We start from the raw sequence: 16,536 nt of genomic DNA, 5'->3' as shown, positions 1-16,536 counted from the left end.
TCCAGTATCACGGCGGCGCTGCCAGGTGTACTCTTCTTGTTCAATGTATAAGGTTTGTATCGATATGCGCGAGCGCGGACGCACACGACGCCTGCTGGGACTGGGGGCACGCACCGGCGGCGCCATGCTCAAGAGCCGGCTGGGCGGCAATAGCGACTGGCGGGCGCTGGGTGAGGCGCTGTTCGCCGGACTCTCGGAGCTCAAGGGGCCGGCCATGAAGCTGGCCCAGATCATGTCGCAGTGGGACGACCTGCTGCCGCCCGACCTGGCCGACGAGCTGGCGCGCCTGCAGCGCCAGGCCGAGCCGATGCCCTGGGCGCAGATCCGCACCACCCTGGTCGAGCAGTATGGCGATCTCGACAGCCACTTTCGCGAGGTCGAGGAGCGTCCCTTCGCCAGTGCCTCGATGGGCCAGGTGCACCGCGCCGTGACCCACTCGGGGCAAACCCTGGTGCTCAAGGTGCAGTATCCGGGGCTGGCCGATGTGCTGGAGAGCGACCTGGCCCAGGTGCGGCGCATGATGCGCCTGGGGCGCTGGTTCAAGGTCCCCCAGGCGCGTCTCGATGCGCTGTTCGAGGAGCTCGCCGATAGCCTGCGCGGCGAGCTCGACTATCGCGCCGAGGCGGCGGCCTTGGAGCGCTACCGGCAGCGCTATGTCGACCATCGGCGGATCGTGATTCCCGCGCCGGAGATGGACTACTGCGGCGCGCGGGTGCTGGCCATGCACTATGTGCCGGGTACCCCGCTGCGCGAGCTGGAGCAGGCCGCCACGGCGACCCGCCAGCAGATCGCCGAGGCGCTCGCCGACTGGCTCACCGAGGAGCTGTTTCGCTTCGGCGAACTGCACGCCGACCCCCACGCCGGCAATTTTGCCTGTGACGACCAGGGGCGGCTGGTGATCTACGACCTGGGCGCGGTGATCGCGGTGCCTGAGACGCGCCTGGCGCAGATGCTCGAGCTGCTCGATGCCGCCCTGGTGCACGACCCCCTGGCCATGGATGCCGCGCTGCTCAAGATGGGCGGGCGCCAGGGCGAGGGGGCGCCGCTGGCGCTGTACCGTGAATCCGCCGAGGCGGTGGCCCCGCTGTTCGCTCCCGGCGAGCAGGATTTCGGCGACGTGCGGGTGCATCGTCGCCTGCGCGAGCTGAGCCCGCGGGTGTGGGCGGCGATGGACCGCCTGCAGCCGCCGGCCGATACCCTGCTGCTGTCGCGGGCGCTAAACGGCCACTACTGGAATCTGGTGCGGCTGGGCGCGCGTCTCGACATGCAGGCGCGAAGCGAACCGCTGCTGGAGTGGGCGCGGCGACGTCGCGTTGGAGGGTGAGCCCAGGTCCGCTAGCGTGCTAAACTAGCGCGATTTTTTTCGGCGGAGATGGCGATGCTGGCGGTATGGGTAGAACAGCTGCTGGGCTTTGCATCGGGAGCCCTCGGCGCAATTCGTGACAATGAGCACTATCCGTCGTTCATGGCCTGGGCCCGGGATGAGGGCCGCGAGCTGGTCGGCGGCGACCTGTCGCTGGCTCAGGCGCTGGCGCCGGAGCTGTGGTCGCAGACCCCCCTCGAGCGCGCCGATTTCGCCTGTGAGCCGCTGGCGCGCCCGGGGCGCAACGAGCCCTGCTGGTGCGACTCGGGGCGCAAGACCAAGCACTGCTGCGGCGCGGTGACCATTCCGGGGCCGATTCCCAGCCACCTGATGTGGATGCTGTCGCTGCGCGAGTGGAAGGGGCCGTCGCTCAAGGGGGCTCTGGCCAGCGGTCATGCGCCTGCCCAGGCGCTGCTCGAGGCCGGCCTGATCGCCGCCGAGAGCGGCCAGCGCGGCCGCGCCCAGCAGATTCTCGAGGCGCTGTTCGAGGGCGCCGACTGGTCACAGATGCCGGAGCAGGCCGAACCGGCCTTCGAACTGCTGGTGGATCTCTACCAGGAGCGCGGCTTCTACCGCAAGCGCACCGCGCTGCTCGACGAGGTGCTCGACCGCGGCCCGCTGTTCCTGCGCGGCGTGGCGCTGGAGCGGCTGTGCCTGATGCACCTCGACAACGATGACCTGGCCAGTGCCCGCGAGGCGTTCGTGCGCGCTCAGCAGGCGCTCCCCGACTCGCCGACCCTGGCCTATATCGAGGCCATGCTGCTGCTCCACGAGGGCAACGTCGAGGAGGCGGCCGAACGGGCGCGCTTCTGGTTCCGCCGGCTGTCGCGGCAGGGCGACCTCGACCCCGAGCAGCTGCAGTTTCTGGCCGACCTCGCCGAGAATCCCGGCGCCACGCTGGCCGAGCAGATGGTCAACTCCGAAGAGGACCTGGCCGACCCGCTGGCGGCGCTCCAGGCGCTGCTCGAGGCGCTGCCCACGGCGCCGCTGCTCGACTTCGTGACCGCCGCGGATGGCAGCCGCGAGTATCACCGCAGTGCCCGCGAGGACACCCTGTTCGCCGCCTGGCAGAAGCATTTCCAGGTGCTGGTCGACGAAGAGGCGGCGCTGGGCTTCGAGGACGACCCTTGGCCCCATGCCGGCGACTGGCTGGCCGAGCTTTGCGCCCACCCCGAGTGGCTCGATTCGCCGCAGGTGATGCAGGCGCTGACCCTGGCGCTTACCAGCCGCTTCGGCAGCCTGCCGTGGATGGCACCGAGCCTGTTCGAGCCGCTGGCGCAGCGTCTCGAACGCTGGCTGACCCAGCTCGACGGCGAGGGTGACGGCGCCTTCGTATGGGACGCTGCCGACAACGCCGTGCTGCTGCGCACCGGCCTGGCGCTGGTGGTAGGCATGGAGCGCGGTGCCCGCGAGCACTCCCGCGAACTGGCCGAGCGGCTGCTGACCCTGGATGCCCAGGACAGCCTGGGGCTGCGTGAGCTGGTGCTCGACCAACTGCTGCGCGAAGGCAGCGACCGGCGCGCCCTGGAGGTCAGCTATCAAGCCATGGAGACACCGCTGCTGGGGGTGATGATGGGGCGCGCGCTGGCGCTGTATCGCCTCGAGCGACTCGACGAAGCCCGCGAAGCACTGCGCGAGGCGCAGGCGATCAACGGCCACGTACTGGAGATGCTGTGCAACGAGCGGGCCCGGGCGGTGAGCCTGCCCTCCTCGGGGTTGCCGGCACCGGGCAGCCGCGCCGAGGCGTGGCAGTACCGCACCCTGATGCGCGACCAGTGGGCCAATACCCGCGGGGCGCTGGCCTGGCTGTGTAACCCCGAGGCGCCGCGCGACTAGCCTTGGCTCAGGCGGCGCGTGGCACCGGCCGGGGGACCAGGTCGCGATCGCGGCTGATCCAGATCGCCAGCAGGATCGCCGGCAGGCCCAGGGCGGTGGCGATCACGAAGAAGGTGGCATAGCCCTCGGCGGCCACCACCATGCCGCCGAAGCCGCTCAGGAACTTGCCCGGCAGGGTCATCAGCGACGAGAACAGCGCATACTGGGTGGCGGTATAGGCCTTCGAGGTCAGGCTCGAGAGAAAGGCGATGAACACCGCGCTGGCCAGGCCGTTGGCCAGGTTGTCGCCGATGATCGCCATGACCAGGAACGGCAGGCTCTCACCGGCCAGGGCCAGGGCGGCGAACAGCAGGTTGGTCAGGGTCGCCGCCGCGGCGCCGAGTACCAGGATCGGTCCGATGCCGTAGCGTGCCACCAGCAGCCCGCCGAGAATCCCGCCGCTGATGCTCATGGCGATGCCGAACACGTTGGTGACATTGGCGATGGTGGCCAGCGAAAAGCCGAGGTCGATGTACAACGGATTGGCCATCGAGGCCATGGCCAGGTCGCTGATCCGAAACACCGCGATGAACACCAGTAGCCACAGTGCCTTGAGCCGGTGGCGGGTAAAGAAGTCGGTGAACGGGCAGACCACCGCACCGATCAGCCAGGCACCCAGGCGCCGCAGCGGCTTGGGCTTGCCGCGGCTGGCACGCAGGAAGGCGCGTACCCGGGGCTCGTGGATCAGCTGGGTATTGAGCGACAGTCGCGCCGGTTCCGGCCTGAGCAGCACCGTGATCACCCCGACCCCCACCAGCGCGGCCATGGTCAGATAAGCGATCTCCCAGGAGTAGGCCGACGCCACATACAGGGCGCCGGCGCCGGCGGCCAGCAGCCCGCCGCGGTAGCCGATGATGTAGGTCGAGGCCATGGCGGCCTGGATATCGTCGGGCGCCGACTCGATGCGAAAGGCGTCGATGGCGATGTCCTGCGTGGCCGAGCCGAACGCCACCAGCAGGGCAAACGCCGCCACCACCATCAGGTTCTGGGTCGGGTCGAGACTCGCCAGGCCGATCAGGCCGCCGGCGATCAGCGCCTGGGCCAGCAGCATCCAGCCGCGTCGCTGGCCAAAGGTCCGCGTCAGCAGCGGCAGCGCCAGACGGTCGACCACCGGCGCCCAGAAGAACTTGATGGAATAGAGGATGCCGATCCACGAAAAGAAGCCGATGGCGGCCACTTCCACCCCGTCGCTGCGCAGCCAGGCCGACAGCGTCGAGAACACCAGCAGGAACGGCAGCCCGGCCGAGAAGCCCAGAAACAGCATGGTGATGACCGGGGCGCGCAGGTAGATGCCGAGGGCGGCGCGCCAGCTACGCTGAACGGGTGGCGTGGGCATAAGTCATTTCTCCGATCCATGGGGCGCGGTGCAGGGCGGAAGCCAGCGGTGAGGAGTGATAAACTATCGCTGTGGTAGCCGCAACACTTGCGGCGATTGTTGCAGAGCCGCAGAGCAGACGCCAGCCACATTCGGTTCGTTACCGTCAGGAGCCCCATGCACGAGTTCAACGCTGACCCCAGTGGCGTATCCGCCGATGCCATCCCGCGCTGGTACATCATCCAGTGCAAGGGCGGTGAATCGTTTCGCGCCGCCGAGCATCTCGACAATCAGGGCTACGAGGTCTTCCATCCGGTCCTCGAGGTGCAGAAAAAACGTCGCGACAAGCTGGTGTGGGTCGCCGAGCCGCTGTTTCCCTACTATCTGTTCATCCGCCTCGACCGGCTGGCCAGCAACTGGCGGCCAATTCGCTCCACGCGCGGCGTGCTAAAGCTGGTCAGCTTCGGGCACGAGCCGCTGGCGGTGGATGATGCCCTGGTGCAGCTGCTGCGCGATCAGGCGCAGCGGGGCGGCGATGCGGCACCGCAGGTCAACGTCTACTTCCGTGCCGGTGAGAGTGTCGAGATCACCGACGGCCCCTTCCGCGATCTCAAGGCGGTGTTCGAGTCGCACAAGGGCGAGGAGCGCGCCATCGTGCTGTTGACCATGCTGCACAAGCAGCAGCGCCTGGAGATGCCGGTGGCCCAGCTGCGCCGCGATGGTTGAGGCCTATCATCCATTCCCCCGTTTCGTTTCACAGGAGATGCCATGAGCACCATCGCTCCCCAGCGCGTGGTACGCCTGCACTACGTACTCAGCAACGCCGGCGGCGAGGTCCTCGACGACTCGCGTGCCCGCGGTACGCCACTGGAATACCTGCACGGTCATGACAATATCGTCGCCGGCCTCGAGCGCGCCCTGGACGGCCAGGCGGTGGGCGCCGAACTCAGCGTTACGCTGATGCCTGCCGAGGCGTACGGCCTGCGCCGTGACGACCTGGTTCAGGAGGTCGCGCGTGGCGCCTTTCCGGTCGACGACCTGGCGCCGGGCATGCGCTTTCAGACCCAGGGTGACGCCGGCCCGCAGATCGTCACCGTGGTCGAGGTGGGGCCGGAACGCGTGACCATCGATACCAACCACCCGCTGGCCGGCGAGCGACTCAGCTACCGGCTCGAGGTGCTCAGCGTGCGCGAGGCGAGTCGCGCCGAACTGGCCAAGGGCCATCCGCTTGACGACGATGTCGATCACACTCAGGTCGAGGATCGCAAGCAGCCCTGACCCGCCTCTGAAGCTGATCTGGATCAAATTCCTCGCTCGCTAGGCTCAGGTCGCGGCGCAAACTTGATCCAGGTCAGGGCCGCCCCCTGTCCCGATGGCTAGAGTGACACCATCACATACGCCACGGGAGATACGCCATGTACTGGGATGACGCCGTAATCTTTGGACTGGTGACCGTTGGCTTGATGGTCGCTTTCATGGCCGGCTGGGTGGGCTTCGTGATTCACGATCACAAGCGCCACGGCAAGTCCGGCAAATCGGATCAAGGCAACGCGAAGTAGCCGCGCCGTCGCGGCGCACGCGTCCTTAACCGCGTCGTCAGGGTAGGGGGCCATGCCCCCTGTAGCCGGCCTTCTGGGCCGGCTTTTTTTATTTTCCTCTCAGCCGTGATCGGCCAGTGAGGGGATGGCCTGCAGGCGCGTCACGAAGTCCTCGACCGGTTCGGGACGCGCCAGGTGGTAGCCCTGAATGAGGTCGACGCCGTGGCGGCTCAGGTATTCGAGCTGGAACGCTGTCTCCACGCCTTCGGCGACCAGCTTGAGCTGCAGCGTCTTGGCCAGGGCAATGATCGAACGCGCCAGTGGGGCATCGTCGCACTGCTGCAGGACGTCGATGAACACCTTGTCGAGCTTGACTTCATCGACGCTGAAGTCCTGCAGATAGCGCAGCGATGAGTAGCCGGTGCCGAAGTCGTCGAGTGACAGTTCCACGCCGAGGTCGCGCAGCGCCTTGAGCTGCAGGCTGATACCCGGCGCCAGCAGCAGTGACTCGACGACTTCGAGGGTCAGGCGACCCGGGGCGATGGCGTGCTTGTTCATCAGGCGGGCGATGCGCGGGACGAAATCCTCGTCGCGCAGCTGCTGTACCGAGACGTTGACCGACAGGCCGAGCTGGGTGTTGGCCAGCGGACCGGCCAGCAGTTGCCCGGCCTGCTCGAGTACCCAGTTGCCAATGGGCCGAATCAGGCCACTGCGCTCGGCCTCATGGATGAAGTCTCCGGGGCCGATCAGCCCGCGCTCGGGGTGCTGCCAACGAAGCAGCACCTCGGCGCCCCGCAGGGCTCCCCGGCGGTCGAACTGTGGCTGCAGATAGAGGCAGAATTGCTGGCTGCGGATGGCCTCGCGCAGCTCGCGCTCGAGCAGGTTCTGTCGCTGCTGCCACTCGCTCAGCTCGCTGGCGTAGAAGGCCACGCCGTGGCGAGTATCATGGCGCGCTTCCTTGAGGGCCAGCTCGGCACGCTGCAGCAGCTGTTCGACGCTGTCGGAGTGGTCCGGATAGCTGGCAATGCCGAGGGCGAACTGCAACTGGAACGCCTGGTCATCCACCCACCAAGGGTGAGCGTTGAGGGTTTCCAGCAGTTCCGCCAACAGCTGATGCGCCACATCACGGCTGGTATCCGGCATCACCAGCACCAGGCGGTTGGAAGGCAGTCGCGCCAGGTCGATGCCCGATAGCGTTTGGTCCATATAGCGCTGCAGATGCTGGGCGATCAGGCTCAGCGCTTGGTCGCCACCGCGCTGGCCGAGGGTTTCGTTGATCTGGCTGAGCCCGCCGATCCGCAGCACGCCGAGATGAAAGCGACCGGCCTCGAGGTGGCGCTCGAGTGGCGCGTCCAGACCGCGCAGAGTGGGCAGGCCGGTGACGTCGTCGTAGTGCAGGTAGCGGTGCAGGTCCTGCTCCGCCGCACGCCGGCGCAGCGACTCGGCGAACTGCGAGATCAACCCCGAAACCGCGATCAGACAGCTGACCTCCTCGGCGTGCCAGCGCCGCGTTAGCAGCGATTCGCAGCATAGAATGCCGCGCAGCTCACCGCCGACGAAGACGCCGGCGTCGAGCATCGAGACCACGCCATGCTTGACCAGATAGTCGCTGAGGCAGGCCAGGCGGGGGTCGTGCTGGGCCTCGACGCTGGCCAGGCCGGGGGACTCTCGGAGCGCCCCCAGGTAGCCGTCGAGGCGCTCGATGGGCAGCTGTTCGCCGACCTGGGCATCATCGAGGCTGGCCTGGCAGGTCATGGTGTCGTCGCCGAGCAGCCAGATGCTGACCCGCGGCACGTTCATCAGCCGTGCGGTCGAACTCAGCACGCTGGCGTAGAAGTCACAGTCACCGGCCTCGTGCTGCAGGTTGCGCAATTCGTGCCAGGCCTGCTGCTGGGCGAGCAGGCGCTGGCGGGATTCCTGCAGGGCGCGCTCCATGTGCTGCTGGGCCTCTCGCTGGTGGCTAAGCTCGCGCAGAAACAGCAGTGACACCGCCAGCAGCACCACGGCACCGGCGCCCAGCCAGGCCAGGGCGCTGCCCAGGCCCGCCTGGCGCGAGACTTGCCAACTGATCGCCAGGATCAACGCGACGCCCACCCCCAGCGCGCCGAACAGCAGCGCCATCAGGCGGTGCTGGGTCAGCGGTCGATAGGTACGGGTGTCTGGCGAATGGTGCATGCAAGTTGCTCGCGTAGTACGTCATGGGCCATTGAACCCTGAGTATAGCGATGCGTGGCGCCGGCGATAGCCAAGCAGCTATTGCAAACGCATGATGTCGCCGTGCAGCGGAGCGAGCCGAGCATATAGCCGATTGCGGGTTCGCAGTGGGATATTTTCATCGATCATGGCGGCATCGAGGTGTTCCACCAGCCGGTTGAAGTGGCTGTCGTCGAGACCCATATGCTGGTGCGCACGATCCATCGGGGGGCCCTGATAGGTGCATGGACCGTCGCTTATGTCACATAGCTGCTGCTCCAGCGAGGCGACGAAGTGGTCGATATTGGTATTGGCGAAGAATCCTACTATCGCCGGATCGTCGGCAATGCGATACATCAGGTTCTCGACGACCGCCGAGATACCAGCCTCAGCGCCCAGATCTGCGTAGAGCGTTTGAGGAGATGACGGTTGGCTAGTGCTACATCCTGTGATGATCAATAGCGTGCTCAGAAGCATCGCGCGGCAGAATCGACGGATCGTCATGACGTTTCCCTAGAATGACAGTTGGAGCGATACATAGCTGCCACGCTGGCCATCGAGACCCGCGATGGATCCGAGGTCCAGCCAGGCGGCCGTGACGGATAGCTGTTTGTTGACAAAGTACGCGCTATACAGGCTCTGCCAGTCGTCCTCGGTAGCGAATGAGAGATTGTCGGGTTTTTGTCGGTACTCGGTGCCGATGATCCAGCGAGGGGTGATGAACAGGCCCAGCGAGCCCTCGACGAGCAGCGAGCCGCCATCGTGCTGGTCGCCGCCGTAGCCAAGCAGCCCGCCCTGATTGGCAGCCGAGTGCCTGAGCGTGAGGTTGGTCAACAGGTTGCGGCCGGCGACGGCGTCAAACCACAGCTTGCTGCCGCTCAGGTAGAGATCGGTGCCACGGATGTCCGTGGCACCCACTGCGCGGGCGAGGTCGCCATCCTCCAGCCACTTGTGCTGAATCCCCAGGCTCCAGATACCCCAGGGGTGATAGAGGACATCGCCAAACAGGCGCAGCTTGCCGCCGGCGATGGTCTGTTCCAGTTCGCCACCCAGGGTGGTCAACGCCAGCCGCTGTCGCGCCAGTGACAGCTCCAGGCGGTCATGCACGTTGACGCCGATGCCTCCAACGCTAAGCCGGTAGTCACTCAGCCAGGCGCGGCTGCCCACGGCGGTCAGGCTGACCTCGCCGCTGCTGGCGGTGCCTGTGAGTACTGCCCAGGGCGACAGGCCGCCGCCTGCGGCGCCTTCGATCTGACCGACGCCACCGGTGGCGAGCAGACGGCTGCCGGCGGCTGCGCTGAAAGACAGCGACGCGAGCAGGGCGCAGCACAGAAGCTGCCGGAGGATGGGGGGCGTTCGCATCAAGGCCTCCAGGTCACGATGAGGTGAATGTCGCGTCGGGGTGATAGTGGTCGAGCCAGGCGGTGACCTCGTGGCCCGGGAGCGGCTTGGCGAACAGGTACCCTTGCAGTTCGTCGCAGCCGAAGTCGCAAAGGAGGGCGGCGATGGCAGCGGTTTCCACTCCCTCGGCAACGACACGCAGCCCCAGGCGATGCCCCAGCTCGATGGTCGAACGCACGATGACCACGTCGTCGGGTTGGGTATCCAGCGACATCACGAACGACTTGTCGATCTTCAAGGCGGCCACGGGCAGCTGCTTGAGCTGTGCCAGCGACGAGTAGCCGGTGCCGAAGTCATCGATCGCCACCGTCAGGCCCGCTTGCCTGAGCTCGCTCAGGCAGCGATTGGCCAGCGCGGGATCCTGCATCACGGCGCTCTCGGTCACTTCCAGGCTCAACTGCTCGACGTCGAGGGCGTAGTGAGCCAGTACGCTGAGCAGATGCTCGGCGAGCTGCGGATCGATGACGTCCTCGGCGGAGAGGTTGATGGCCACCGACTGAATCTGTCCGGCGCGCCGCCACTCGGCGAGCTGGCGACACACGCTGTCGATCATCCAGCGGCTGAGCAGGCGAATGTTACCCGAGCGCTCGGCGAGGGTAATGAACTCGTCTGGCGGAATGAATCCCAGGCTGGGATGCTGCCAGCGCATCAGGGCCTCGAACTGGCTCACCTTTCCGCTACTGGCCTCGATCTTGGGTTGATAGGCCATCCATAGCTGGGAGTCCCTGGCCGCCGCTTGCAAGTCGCGAATCAGGGTCAGCTGGCGAAAGTGCTGTTCGTCCTGCCCAGGCTGGTAGCAGCGCCAGGCGCTGCGCTGGCGGCGTGCGGACGCCAGCGCGATATCGGCCCGCCGCAGCAGCAGATGCGGGTCTTCGCCGTGGGTGGGGCTATGCGACTCCCCCGCACACAGCGATGGGCGAAACGGTGAGGCGTCCAGCTCGATGGGCTCGCTCAGCTCCTGCAGCAGCCGCTCCTGCCAGCCGTCGGGCGGCGCCGGGTTGTCTACCAGCAGCAGGAATTCGTCGTCGCCGAGCCGAAACGCCTGGAAGCCCGGGGAGGGCAGCTGTGCCAGCCGCTGGGCCAGGGTGATCAACACCCTGTCCCCGAGGGCATAGCCGAAGGTGTCGTTGATATCGCGAAATCTTTCGACGGCCAGACGCAGCAGAGAGAAAGGCCGACCCTGCTCGATCAGCTGCGTTATGCACTCCTGGGCGCTGCTGCGATTGGGCAGGTCGGTCAGAGGGTCGTGGCGGGAGCGGTGCAGCAGCGTCCGTTCGCGTTCGTCGATATCGGCCTGCATCGATAGCAAGGTATCGGCCAGCAGGCCGATCTCGCCGCGCGGTGAGACGCCGATCGTCTCGAGTCGCTGGCCGAGGCCAATGCGCCGCGCAGCATCGCTGAGCCGGGTCAGCGGCAGGCTCATGCTGCGGGCGCTCCAGGCCGCTGCAGCGGTCGTCAGCAGCAGGATCAAGCCGACGATGGCCAGCAGTTGCCACTGCAAGTCGCGATAGGCGGCCAGCAGGCTGGCGCGGGATACCTGAGCCAGGGCGAGGGTCTGCTGCGGGCCGGCTACGTTGAGGACCAGCTCGCGGGTCAGGTAGTCCGTGTCGTCGATGATCGCCTGGGCGTCTATCGGCTCGGCCTGGTCGGCCAGGTCGGGGCGAGAACTAACCAAATAAGAGGGGCTATCTCCGCTGGGTTGCGCGATGACGCTGATGTCCAGGCGGGTCAGGGCGTGAATCTCGTTAACCAACGCCTCATCGATCAAGAAGCCCATGCCCACCCAGCCGATCAGGTTGGGCGCGCGCACCGGCAGCAGCACGAACTCATAGGGCTGGCCCGCTTCGACGATGAGATCGACGCCGGCGCCCTGTTGCTGGGCCTGCTCCAGCAGATCGAAGAACGGCAGCGTGCTTCCGGCAGGGTGATGGCTGCTGGCCAGCAGGCTGCCCTCGAGGTCGCTGAGCAGTACCATGTCGGCCCCTGCACGGTCGCCGTGGTTGGCCAGTACCGTACGCAGCGTATCGGTATCCTGGGTGGCGACCGCGCTCTTGAAACCGAAGTCGTCGGCGAGTATCGCCACGTTGTTACGCAGTTGATGGCCGCGCTCGTCGAGGATTTGCTGGAGTACGTTGACGCCCACCTCCAGGTCGTGTTCCCCCTTGGCCAGAGCATCCTGATACACCACGCGTAGGAAGGCGCCACCGGTCACCGTGAGTGCAAGCACCACCACGACCAGCATCACACTCAGCAGGCGGCTACGAAAACTCACATCGGCATCCGGGGGTCGTCACTGGGTGGCATCACGAAAACGCTGCTGCAGCGCCGACGGCTCAGAGGGCGGCGGGGCTGAGGCCGTCAGGGTCAGCAGGACCTCCTGCTGAGGCTGTCCGTTGAGGGAGACGTCGTGCCACTGCTGGTGGCTGTCGTCGAGTCGCGGGTGCCAGACCCGCACGCGGTGCTCCCCAGTGGCCAGGTCGGGTACCTGCCAGCTGCCGTCCTCCGCGGTGACACCGACGTGCGTTGCTTCGCTGACCACGATGAAGGCCTGCATGTGATCATGGATGTTGCAGCCGAGCACCACGACGCCAGCCTGATCAAAACTGATGGGCGGCGGGGTATCGCGCAGGAAAAGGTTGAGATCGAAGGTCTTGGCCGGAGAAAAGGAGTAGACGTGATGGCGTGTATTGTCCTGATTGGGGAAGCGAATACGGCTGTCCACCGGCACGGCCGAGACATGCGGATGGAAGGTCGCATCGCGCTGGATGATATCGTCGTCGACGCTGGGCCTGCCCGGCTCGCCGCTGACGTGGACCTCGATCACCGCGTTCGATAGCAGCTCACCACTTGCGGCGTCTCTGACAGTGAGAAGCGAGGCGGCGGCAGGGCTGGATAACAGGAGCGTCGAGGCTATCACCGCTAACCGCCGAGGTAGCAAAGCAGAGCGCATGGCATGTGCCTGATCAGATTATTATATGGGCAGCAGTGATGGTGAAGTATCAGTTGGGTAGTGTCATGCGGCTGGATTAACGCTGTATCCACCAATTGCGCTTCCAGGCGCGCATCACCCGCTCGGGGTACCAGGTCTCACCGCGGCTGCCGTTGTAGCGTGCCAGGGCGCGGGTCAGGTCGCCGCGCTCCACGGCAAGGTAGTGGGCGAGTATGGTACAGCCGTAGCGCAGGTTGAGCAGCGGGTCGAACAGGTCGTCGGCGGGACGCCCCAGTTCTGCGACCCAGAACGGCATGATCTGCATCAGCCCCAGGGCCCCCGCGGACGAGACCGCCTCCTTCTGGAAGGCGCTTTCGACCTGGATTACCGCCAGCACGATCTCGGGGGCCAGGCCGGCCAGCTGCGCCTCCTGGTAGACGCGTTCCAGCAGCCGCATGCGCGTCTCCGGGTCGGAGACGAAGCGCGCCAGGCGCGGCTCCATGGCGCTCAGCCACTGGCGTGACGCCCAGATCTGGGCCGCACTCGGGGCGTCGTCGAGCACGCCGTCGAGGGTGGCCCGCAGCCCTGGGGTCACGGCATGGCGTGGCTCGGCCAGCGCCGCGGCTGCCGCACAGCTCAGCGCGGCCGCCAGCAGCGTGGCCGCCGTTCGCTTAGCGCCTAACCTGCTCACGCAGGAAGTCTAGGATCTGGTCGGCCGGGACCATGGTCGGGGCGTCGTCACGGCGGCCCTTGTACTCGAGCTCGCCGTTGTCGAGGCTGCGGTCGCCGATCACCAGCCGGTGGGGGATACCGATCAACTCCTGATCGGCGAACTTGACCCCGGGGCGGGTGTCGCGGTCGTCGAGCAGCACGTCGAGGCCGGCGGCGCTGAGCTCGGCGTAGAGGCGCTCGCTGGTCTCGCGCACGCGCTCCGACTTGTGGGCGTTCATCGGCACCAGCATCACCTCGAAGGGGGCGATGGCGTCGGGCCAGATGATACCGCCGGCGTCGTGGTTCTGCTCGATGGCCGAAGCCACTACCCGCGTCACGCCGATACCGTAGCAGCCCATCCACGGGTGGACCGCCTTGCCGTTGTCATCGAGCACGGTGGCGTTCATCGCCTCGGAGTATTTCCTGCCGAGCTGGAAGACATGGCCGACTTCGATGCCACGCTTGATGGCAAGCGTGCCCTTGCCGTCCGGCGAGGGGTCGCCTTCGACCACGTTGCGCAGGTCGGCGACCTTGGGCAGCGCCACGTCGCGCTCCCAGTTGATGCCGAAATAGTGCTTGCCGTCGACATTGGCGCCGGCACCGAAATCGCTCATCAGCGCCACCGAGCGGTCGATGATGATCGGCATGTCGAGGTTGACTGGCCCCAGCGAGCCGGGGCCGGCGCCCACGGCAGCGCGGATTTCCTCCTCCGTGGCCATGCGCAGCGGCGCGGCCACCTCCGCCAGGTTCTCGGCCTTGATCTCGTTGAGTTCGTGGTCGCCGCGTACCAGCAGGGCGATCAGGCCACCCTCGGCGGCCTCGACCATCAGCGTCTTGATGGTCTTCTCGATGGGCAGGCCGTGCTGCTCCACCAGGGTGGCGATGGTACGCGCGTTGGGGGTATCGACCAGGCGCAGCTCCTCACTGGGCGCGGCGCGCTCGGGGGCGGTGCCGAGCGCTGCCGGCAGCGCCTCGGCCTTCTCGATGTTGGCGGCGTAGTCGGACTCGGTGGAGAACACGATATCGTCCTCGCCGGAGTCGGCCAGCACGTGGAACTCGTGGGAGCCGGTGCCGCCGATCGAGCCGTTGTCGGCCAGCACCGGGCGGAAGTCGAGCCCCAGGCGGGTGAAGATGCGCACGTAGGCGTCATACATCGCCTGGTAGGTGTCGAGCAGCGAGGCTTCATCGACGTGGAAGGAGTAGGCGTCCTTCATGATGAACTCGCGGGAGCGCATCACGCCGAAACGCGGCCGAATCTCGTCGCGGAACTTGGTCTGGATCTGGTAGAAGTTGGCGGGCAGCTGCTTGTAGCTGTTGATCTCGCGGCGCACCAGGTCGGTGATCACCTCTTCGTGGGTCGGCCCGACGCAGTAGTCGCGCTGGTGACGATCCTTGAGGCGCAGCAGCTCGGGGCCGTACTGCTCCCAGCGACCCGACTCCTGCCACAGCTCGGCGGGCTGCACCGCCGGCATCAGCACTTCCTGGGCGCCGGCGCGGTCCATCTCCTCGCGCACGATACGCTCGACCTTGCGCAGGGTGCGCAGGCCCAGCGGCAGCCAGGTGTAGAGGCCGGAGGTGAGGCGGCGGATCATGCCGGCACGCAGCATCAGCTGATGGCTGATCACTTCGGCGTCGGCGGGGGTTTCCTTGAGGGTCGAGAGCAGCAGTTGGGTGGCGCGCATGGGTCCGGCGTTTCCTTCCAGCATGGGGCGTGACATGAGTCGGCGTGCCGCGGCGGCGGCGTTTGGGGCATTGTACGGTCAAGCGTGTGTGGCGGCAAAAGCGCATGCTGACACGAAGAGAATAAGCCGCGTTAGCGAGGGGCGCCGGGGACAGGGCGAAGAGGAGGTGTCGATGCCATGGATGGCATCGGAAGCGCCCAGGGATGGTTTACAGCGCCTCCTCGTAGCCCTGTCGACGGATTAGCCCCGAGCGACAAAGCCAGGGCGATTGATCTGGGTGTCACCTCAGCGACTTGAGCCAGAACACCATCGGCTTGTGGGTCTCCTCGGCGTCACCGATATCCTTCCAGTGAAAGGTAGTGGCCAGTTCAGGGTGGCGTTCATAGCCCCGCGAGCGCCAGAAGCCGTGCAGTGGCACGTAGTCGTGTGGCTTCAACGGGTGGTCGTCGGGGCGTTCCACGGCGCAGAAGGCGGCGCTGGCAAAGCCTTCGCCGCGGGCATGCGCTTCCCGCTCGGCCATGAACGCCTTGCCGATGCCGCGACCGCGGTAGCGGGGTAGCAGCACCGACTCGCCATAGTAGAAAACACTGCCGATATCGAAGCCGGCCTGTTCGAACGGGGCGCGGAACTCGTCCAGGTCGTCGGCCAGCGGCATGCCGGTGGCAGCGCCCACCAGGGTGTCGGCGTCGAAGGCCAGCACGAACAGGCTGCGCGGGCACTCGGCATAGCGGGCCAGGTAGTCGGCCTCGTAGGCGAGGTCGCCGTCGTAGAGGTAGGGGAAGTCGCGAAACACGCGGATTCGCAGCCTTGCCAAGGCGTCGAGATGCGGGGCGATGGCATGACCTTGGCAGGTGCTCAGGGTGATGGACGACATGCGCTTCCTCATGGCTTGCGTATTTCTGGGTCACGCTAGCAGCCCGGTTGCCCACCGCCAATCGCGAGCGCGACCTGAACGGCGCCACGGGCGTCGCCCGGCGCAGACACCAGGACTGTGGTAGGCTTTACGACGATAATGCAGGGGGTAATATCGTCATGACAACAACCACACAGGCCGGCGCGCGGCGCTGGCTGACGAGGCTGGTGGTGGCCAGCGCTGTGCTGGCCCTGGCCGGCTGCGGTACGCTGCTGCACCCGGAGCGCAAGGGCCAAACCAGCGGTGACATCGACCCGCGGATTGCGCTGGCCAATGGGGTAGGGCTGCTGTTCTTCATCATACCTGGTGCGGTGGCCTACGCCGTGGACTTCTCCAACGGCACCATCTACCTGCCCAGTGACCACACCCAGGCGCGGGTCGACAGCATGCCGTTCGAGGACGGCCTCGACCTGGCGACGCTGGAGTTGATGCTGGCCGAACACCTCGGCAAGCCGGTCGACCTCGACCATGAGTTGCTGCTGGCCGAGCGGGTCGAGAGCCTCGACGAAGCGCTGGCGCTGGTGCGCATGTCGGGCGTCGACGACGCCGAGCGGCTGTCGACCATGTAGTCTGTGGCCAGCTTCAGCCCTCTGCCCCGAACCGTTCTGGTCGGGTA

14 protein-coding genes are annotated in these 16,536 nt (G+C 66.6%); 5 read left to right on the top strand and 9 right to left on the bottom strand.

From position 1 onward, the window contains the following. Nucleotides 1-64 precede the first annotated feature (64 nt). A complete protein-coding gene (locus BWR19_11705; GenBank protein APX93544.1) occupies nucleotides 65-1,324 on the top strand; it encodes an ABC-1 protein in 1,260 nt (419 codons plus the stop codon). 54 nt (nucleotides 1,325-1,378) lie between these two features. Beyond that, nucleotides 1,379-3,199, top strand: a complete 1,821-nt coding sequence (locus tag BWR19_11700) for a zinc chelation protein SecC (GenBank protein ID APX93543.1) — start codon at nucleotides 1,379-1,381, stop codon at nucleotides 3,197-3,199. A 7-nt stretch (nucleotides 3,200-3,206) separates the two neighbouring features. Here BWR19_11700 and BWR19_11695 read toward each other — a convergent pair whose 3' ends face one another. After that, nucleotides 3,207-4,574: an AmpG family muropeptide MFS transporter gene (locus BWR19_11695; GenBank protein APX93542.1), complete on the bottom strand. Its 1,368-nt coding sequence runs from the start codon at nucleotides 4,572-4,574 to the stop codon at nucleotides 3,207-3,209. 156 nt (nucleotides 4,575-4,730) lie between these two features. On the opposite strand from BWR19_11695, the gene BWR19_11690 reads away from it, so the two are divergent. Then, entirely contained in the window at nucleotides 4,731-5,279 is a 549-nt protein-coding gene (locus BWR19_11690; protein APX93541.1) for a transcriptional activator RfaH, read from the top strand. A gap of 42 nt (nucleotides 5,280-5,321) precedes the next feature. Continuing rightward, nucleotides 5,322-5,831, top strand: coding sequence for a peptidylprolyl isomerase (locus BWR19_11685; protein ID APX93540.1), 510 nt, complete (start codon nucleotides 5,322-5,324; stop codon nucleotides 5,829-5,831). Between the two features lie 380 nt (nucleotides 5,832-6,211). Here BWR19_11685 and BWR19_11680 read toward each other — a convergent pair whose 3' ends face one another. The 8 genes from BWR19_11680 to BWR19_11645 all read right to left on the bottom strand — a co-directional run bounded on the left by BWR19_11680 (nucleotide 6,212) and on the right by BWR19_11645 (nucleotide 15,881). Next, nucleotides 6,212-8,266: a hypothetical protein gene (locus BWR19_11680; protein ID APX93539.1), complete on the bottom strand. Its 2,055-nt coding sequence runs from the start codon at nucleotides 8,264-8,266 to the stop codon at nucleotides 6,212-6,214. Nucleotides 8,267-8,344: 78 nt separating this feature from the next. Beyond that, nucleotides 8,345-8,788, bottom strand: a complete 444-nt coding sequence (locus tag BWR19_11675) for a group 1 truncated hemoglobin (GenBank protein APX93538.1) — start codon at nucleotides 8,786-8,788, stop codon at nucleotides 8,345-8,347. 9 nt (nucleotides 8,789-8,797) lie between these two features. Then, nucleotides 8,798-9,646 (bottom strand): hypothetical protein, encoded by an 849-nt coding sequence (locus tag BWR19_11670; protein ID APX93537.1) that lies wholly within the window; start codon nucleotides 9,644-9,646, stop codon nucleotides 8,798-8,800. 13 nt (nucleotides 9,647-9,659) lie between these two features. Then, entirely contained in the window at nucleotides 9,660-11,957 is a 2,298-nt protein-coding gene (locus BWR19_11665) for a GGDEF domain-containing protein (protein ID APX93536.1), read from the bottom strand. 18 nt (nucleotides 11,958-11,975) lie between these two features. Beyond that, entirely contained in the window at nucleotides 11,976-12,635 is a 660-nt protein-coding gene (locus BWR19_11660; GenBank protein APX93535.1) for a Cupredoxin, read from the bottom strand. A gap of 76 nt (nucleotides 12,636-12,711) precedes the next feature. Then, nucleotides 12,712-13,197, bottom strand: coding sequence for a lytic murein transglycosylase (locus BWR19_11655; GenBank protein ID APX95002.1), 486 nt, complete (start codon nucleotides 13,195-13,197; stop codon nucleotides 12,712-12,714). Nucleotides 13,198-13,285: 88 nt separating this feature from the next. Further along, entirely contained in the window at nucleotides 13,286-15,007 is a 1,722-nt protein-coding gene (locus tag BWR19_11650; protein ID APX93534.1) for a proline--tRNA ligase, read from the bottom strand. Between the two features lie 280 nt (nucleotides 15,008-15,287). Beyond that, complete coding sequence (locus BWR19_11645; GenBank protein APX93533.1) at nucleotides 15,288-15,881, bottom strand: GNAT family N-acetyltransferase; 594 nt, start codon at nucleotides 15,879-15,881, stop codon at nucleotides 15,288-15,290. Nucleotides 15,882-16,039: 158 nt separating this feature from the next. Here BWR19_11645 and BWR19_11640 point away from each other — a divergent pair, with 158 nt between their 5' ends. After that, on the top strand, nucleotides 16,040-16,489 hold the full coding sequence (locus BWR19_11640) for a hypothetical protein (protein ID APX93532.1): 450 nt from the start codon (nucleotides 16,040-16,042) through the stop codon (nucleotides 16,487-16,489). Nucleotides 16,490-16,536: the final 47 nt, after the last annotated feature.

The organism is Halomonas sp. 1513 (assembly GCA_001971685.1).
In the GTDB taxonomy this organism is placed as follows: domain Bacteria; phylum Pseudomonadota; class Gammaproteobacteria; order Pseudomonadales; family Halomonadaceae; genus Franzmannia.
The sequence above is the reverse complement of the archived record's forward strand: the minus strand, read 5'-3'. Positions and strand labels throughout refer to the sequence as shown.

What these genes read in the sequence shown, in the direction of transcription:
- BWR19_11700 (APX93543.1), top strand. Translation starts at nt 1,379, where the DNA reads ATGCTGGCGGTATGGGTAGAACAGCTGCTGGGCTTTGCATCGGGAGCC.
- BWR19_11690 (APX93541.1), top strand. Translation starts at nt 4,731, where the DNA reads ATGCACGAGTTCAACGCTGACCCCAGTGGCGTATCCGCCGATGCCATC.
- BWR19_11645 (APX93533.1), bottom strand. Translation starts at nt 15,881, where the DNA reads ATGTCGTCCATCACCCTGAGCACCTGCCAAGGTCATGCCATCGCCCCG.
- BWR19_11695 (APX93542.1), bottom strand. Translation starts at nt 4,574, where the DNA reads ATGCCCACGCCACCCGTTCAGCGTAGCTGGCGCGCCGCCCTCGGCATC.
- BWR19_11640 (APX93532.1), top strand. Translation starts at nt 16,040, where the DNA reads ATGACAACAACCACACAGGCCGGCGCGCGGCGCTGGCTGACGAGGCTG.
- BWR19_11650 (APX93534.1), bottom strand. Translation starts at nt 15,007, where the DNA reads ATGCGCGCCACCCAACTGCTGCTCTCGACCCTCAAGGAAACCCCCGCC.
- BWR19_11685 (APX93540.1), top strand. Translation starts at nt 5,322, where the DNA reads ATGAGCACCATCGCTCCCCAGCGCGTGGTACGCCTGCACTACGTACTC.
- BWR19_11675 (APX93538.1), bottom strand. Translation starts at nt 8,788, where the DNA reads ATGACGATCCGTCGATTCTGCCGCGCGATGCTTCTGAGCACGCTATTG.
- BWR19_11680 (APX93539.1), bottom strand. Translation starts at nt 8,266, where the DNA reads ATGCACCATTCGCCAGACACCCGTACCTATCGACCGCTGACCCAGCAC.
- BWR19_11670 (APX93537.1), bottom strand. Translation starts at nt 9,646, where the DNA reads ATGCGAACGCCCCCCATCCTCCGGCAGCTTCTGTGCTGCGCCCTGCTC.
- BWR19_11660 (APX93535.1), bottom strand. Translation starts at nt 12,635, where the DNA reads ATGCGCTCTGCTTTGCTACCTCGGCGGTTAGCGGTGATAGCCTCGACG.
- BWR19_11705 (APX93544.1), top strand. Translation starts at nt 65, where the DNA reads ATGCGCGAGCGCGGACGCACACGACGCCTGCTGGGACTGGGGGCACGC.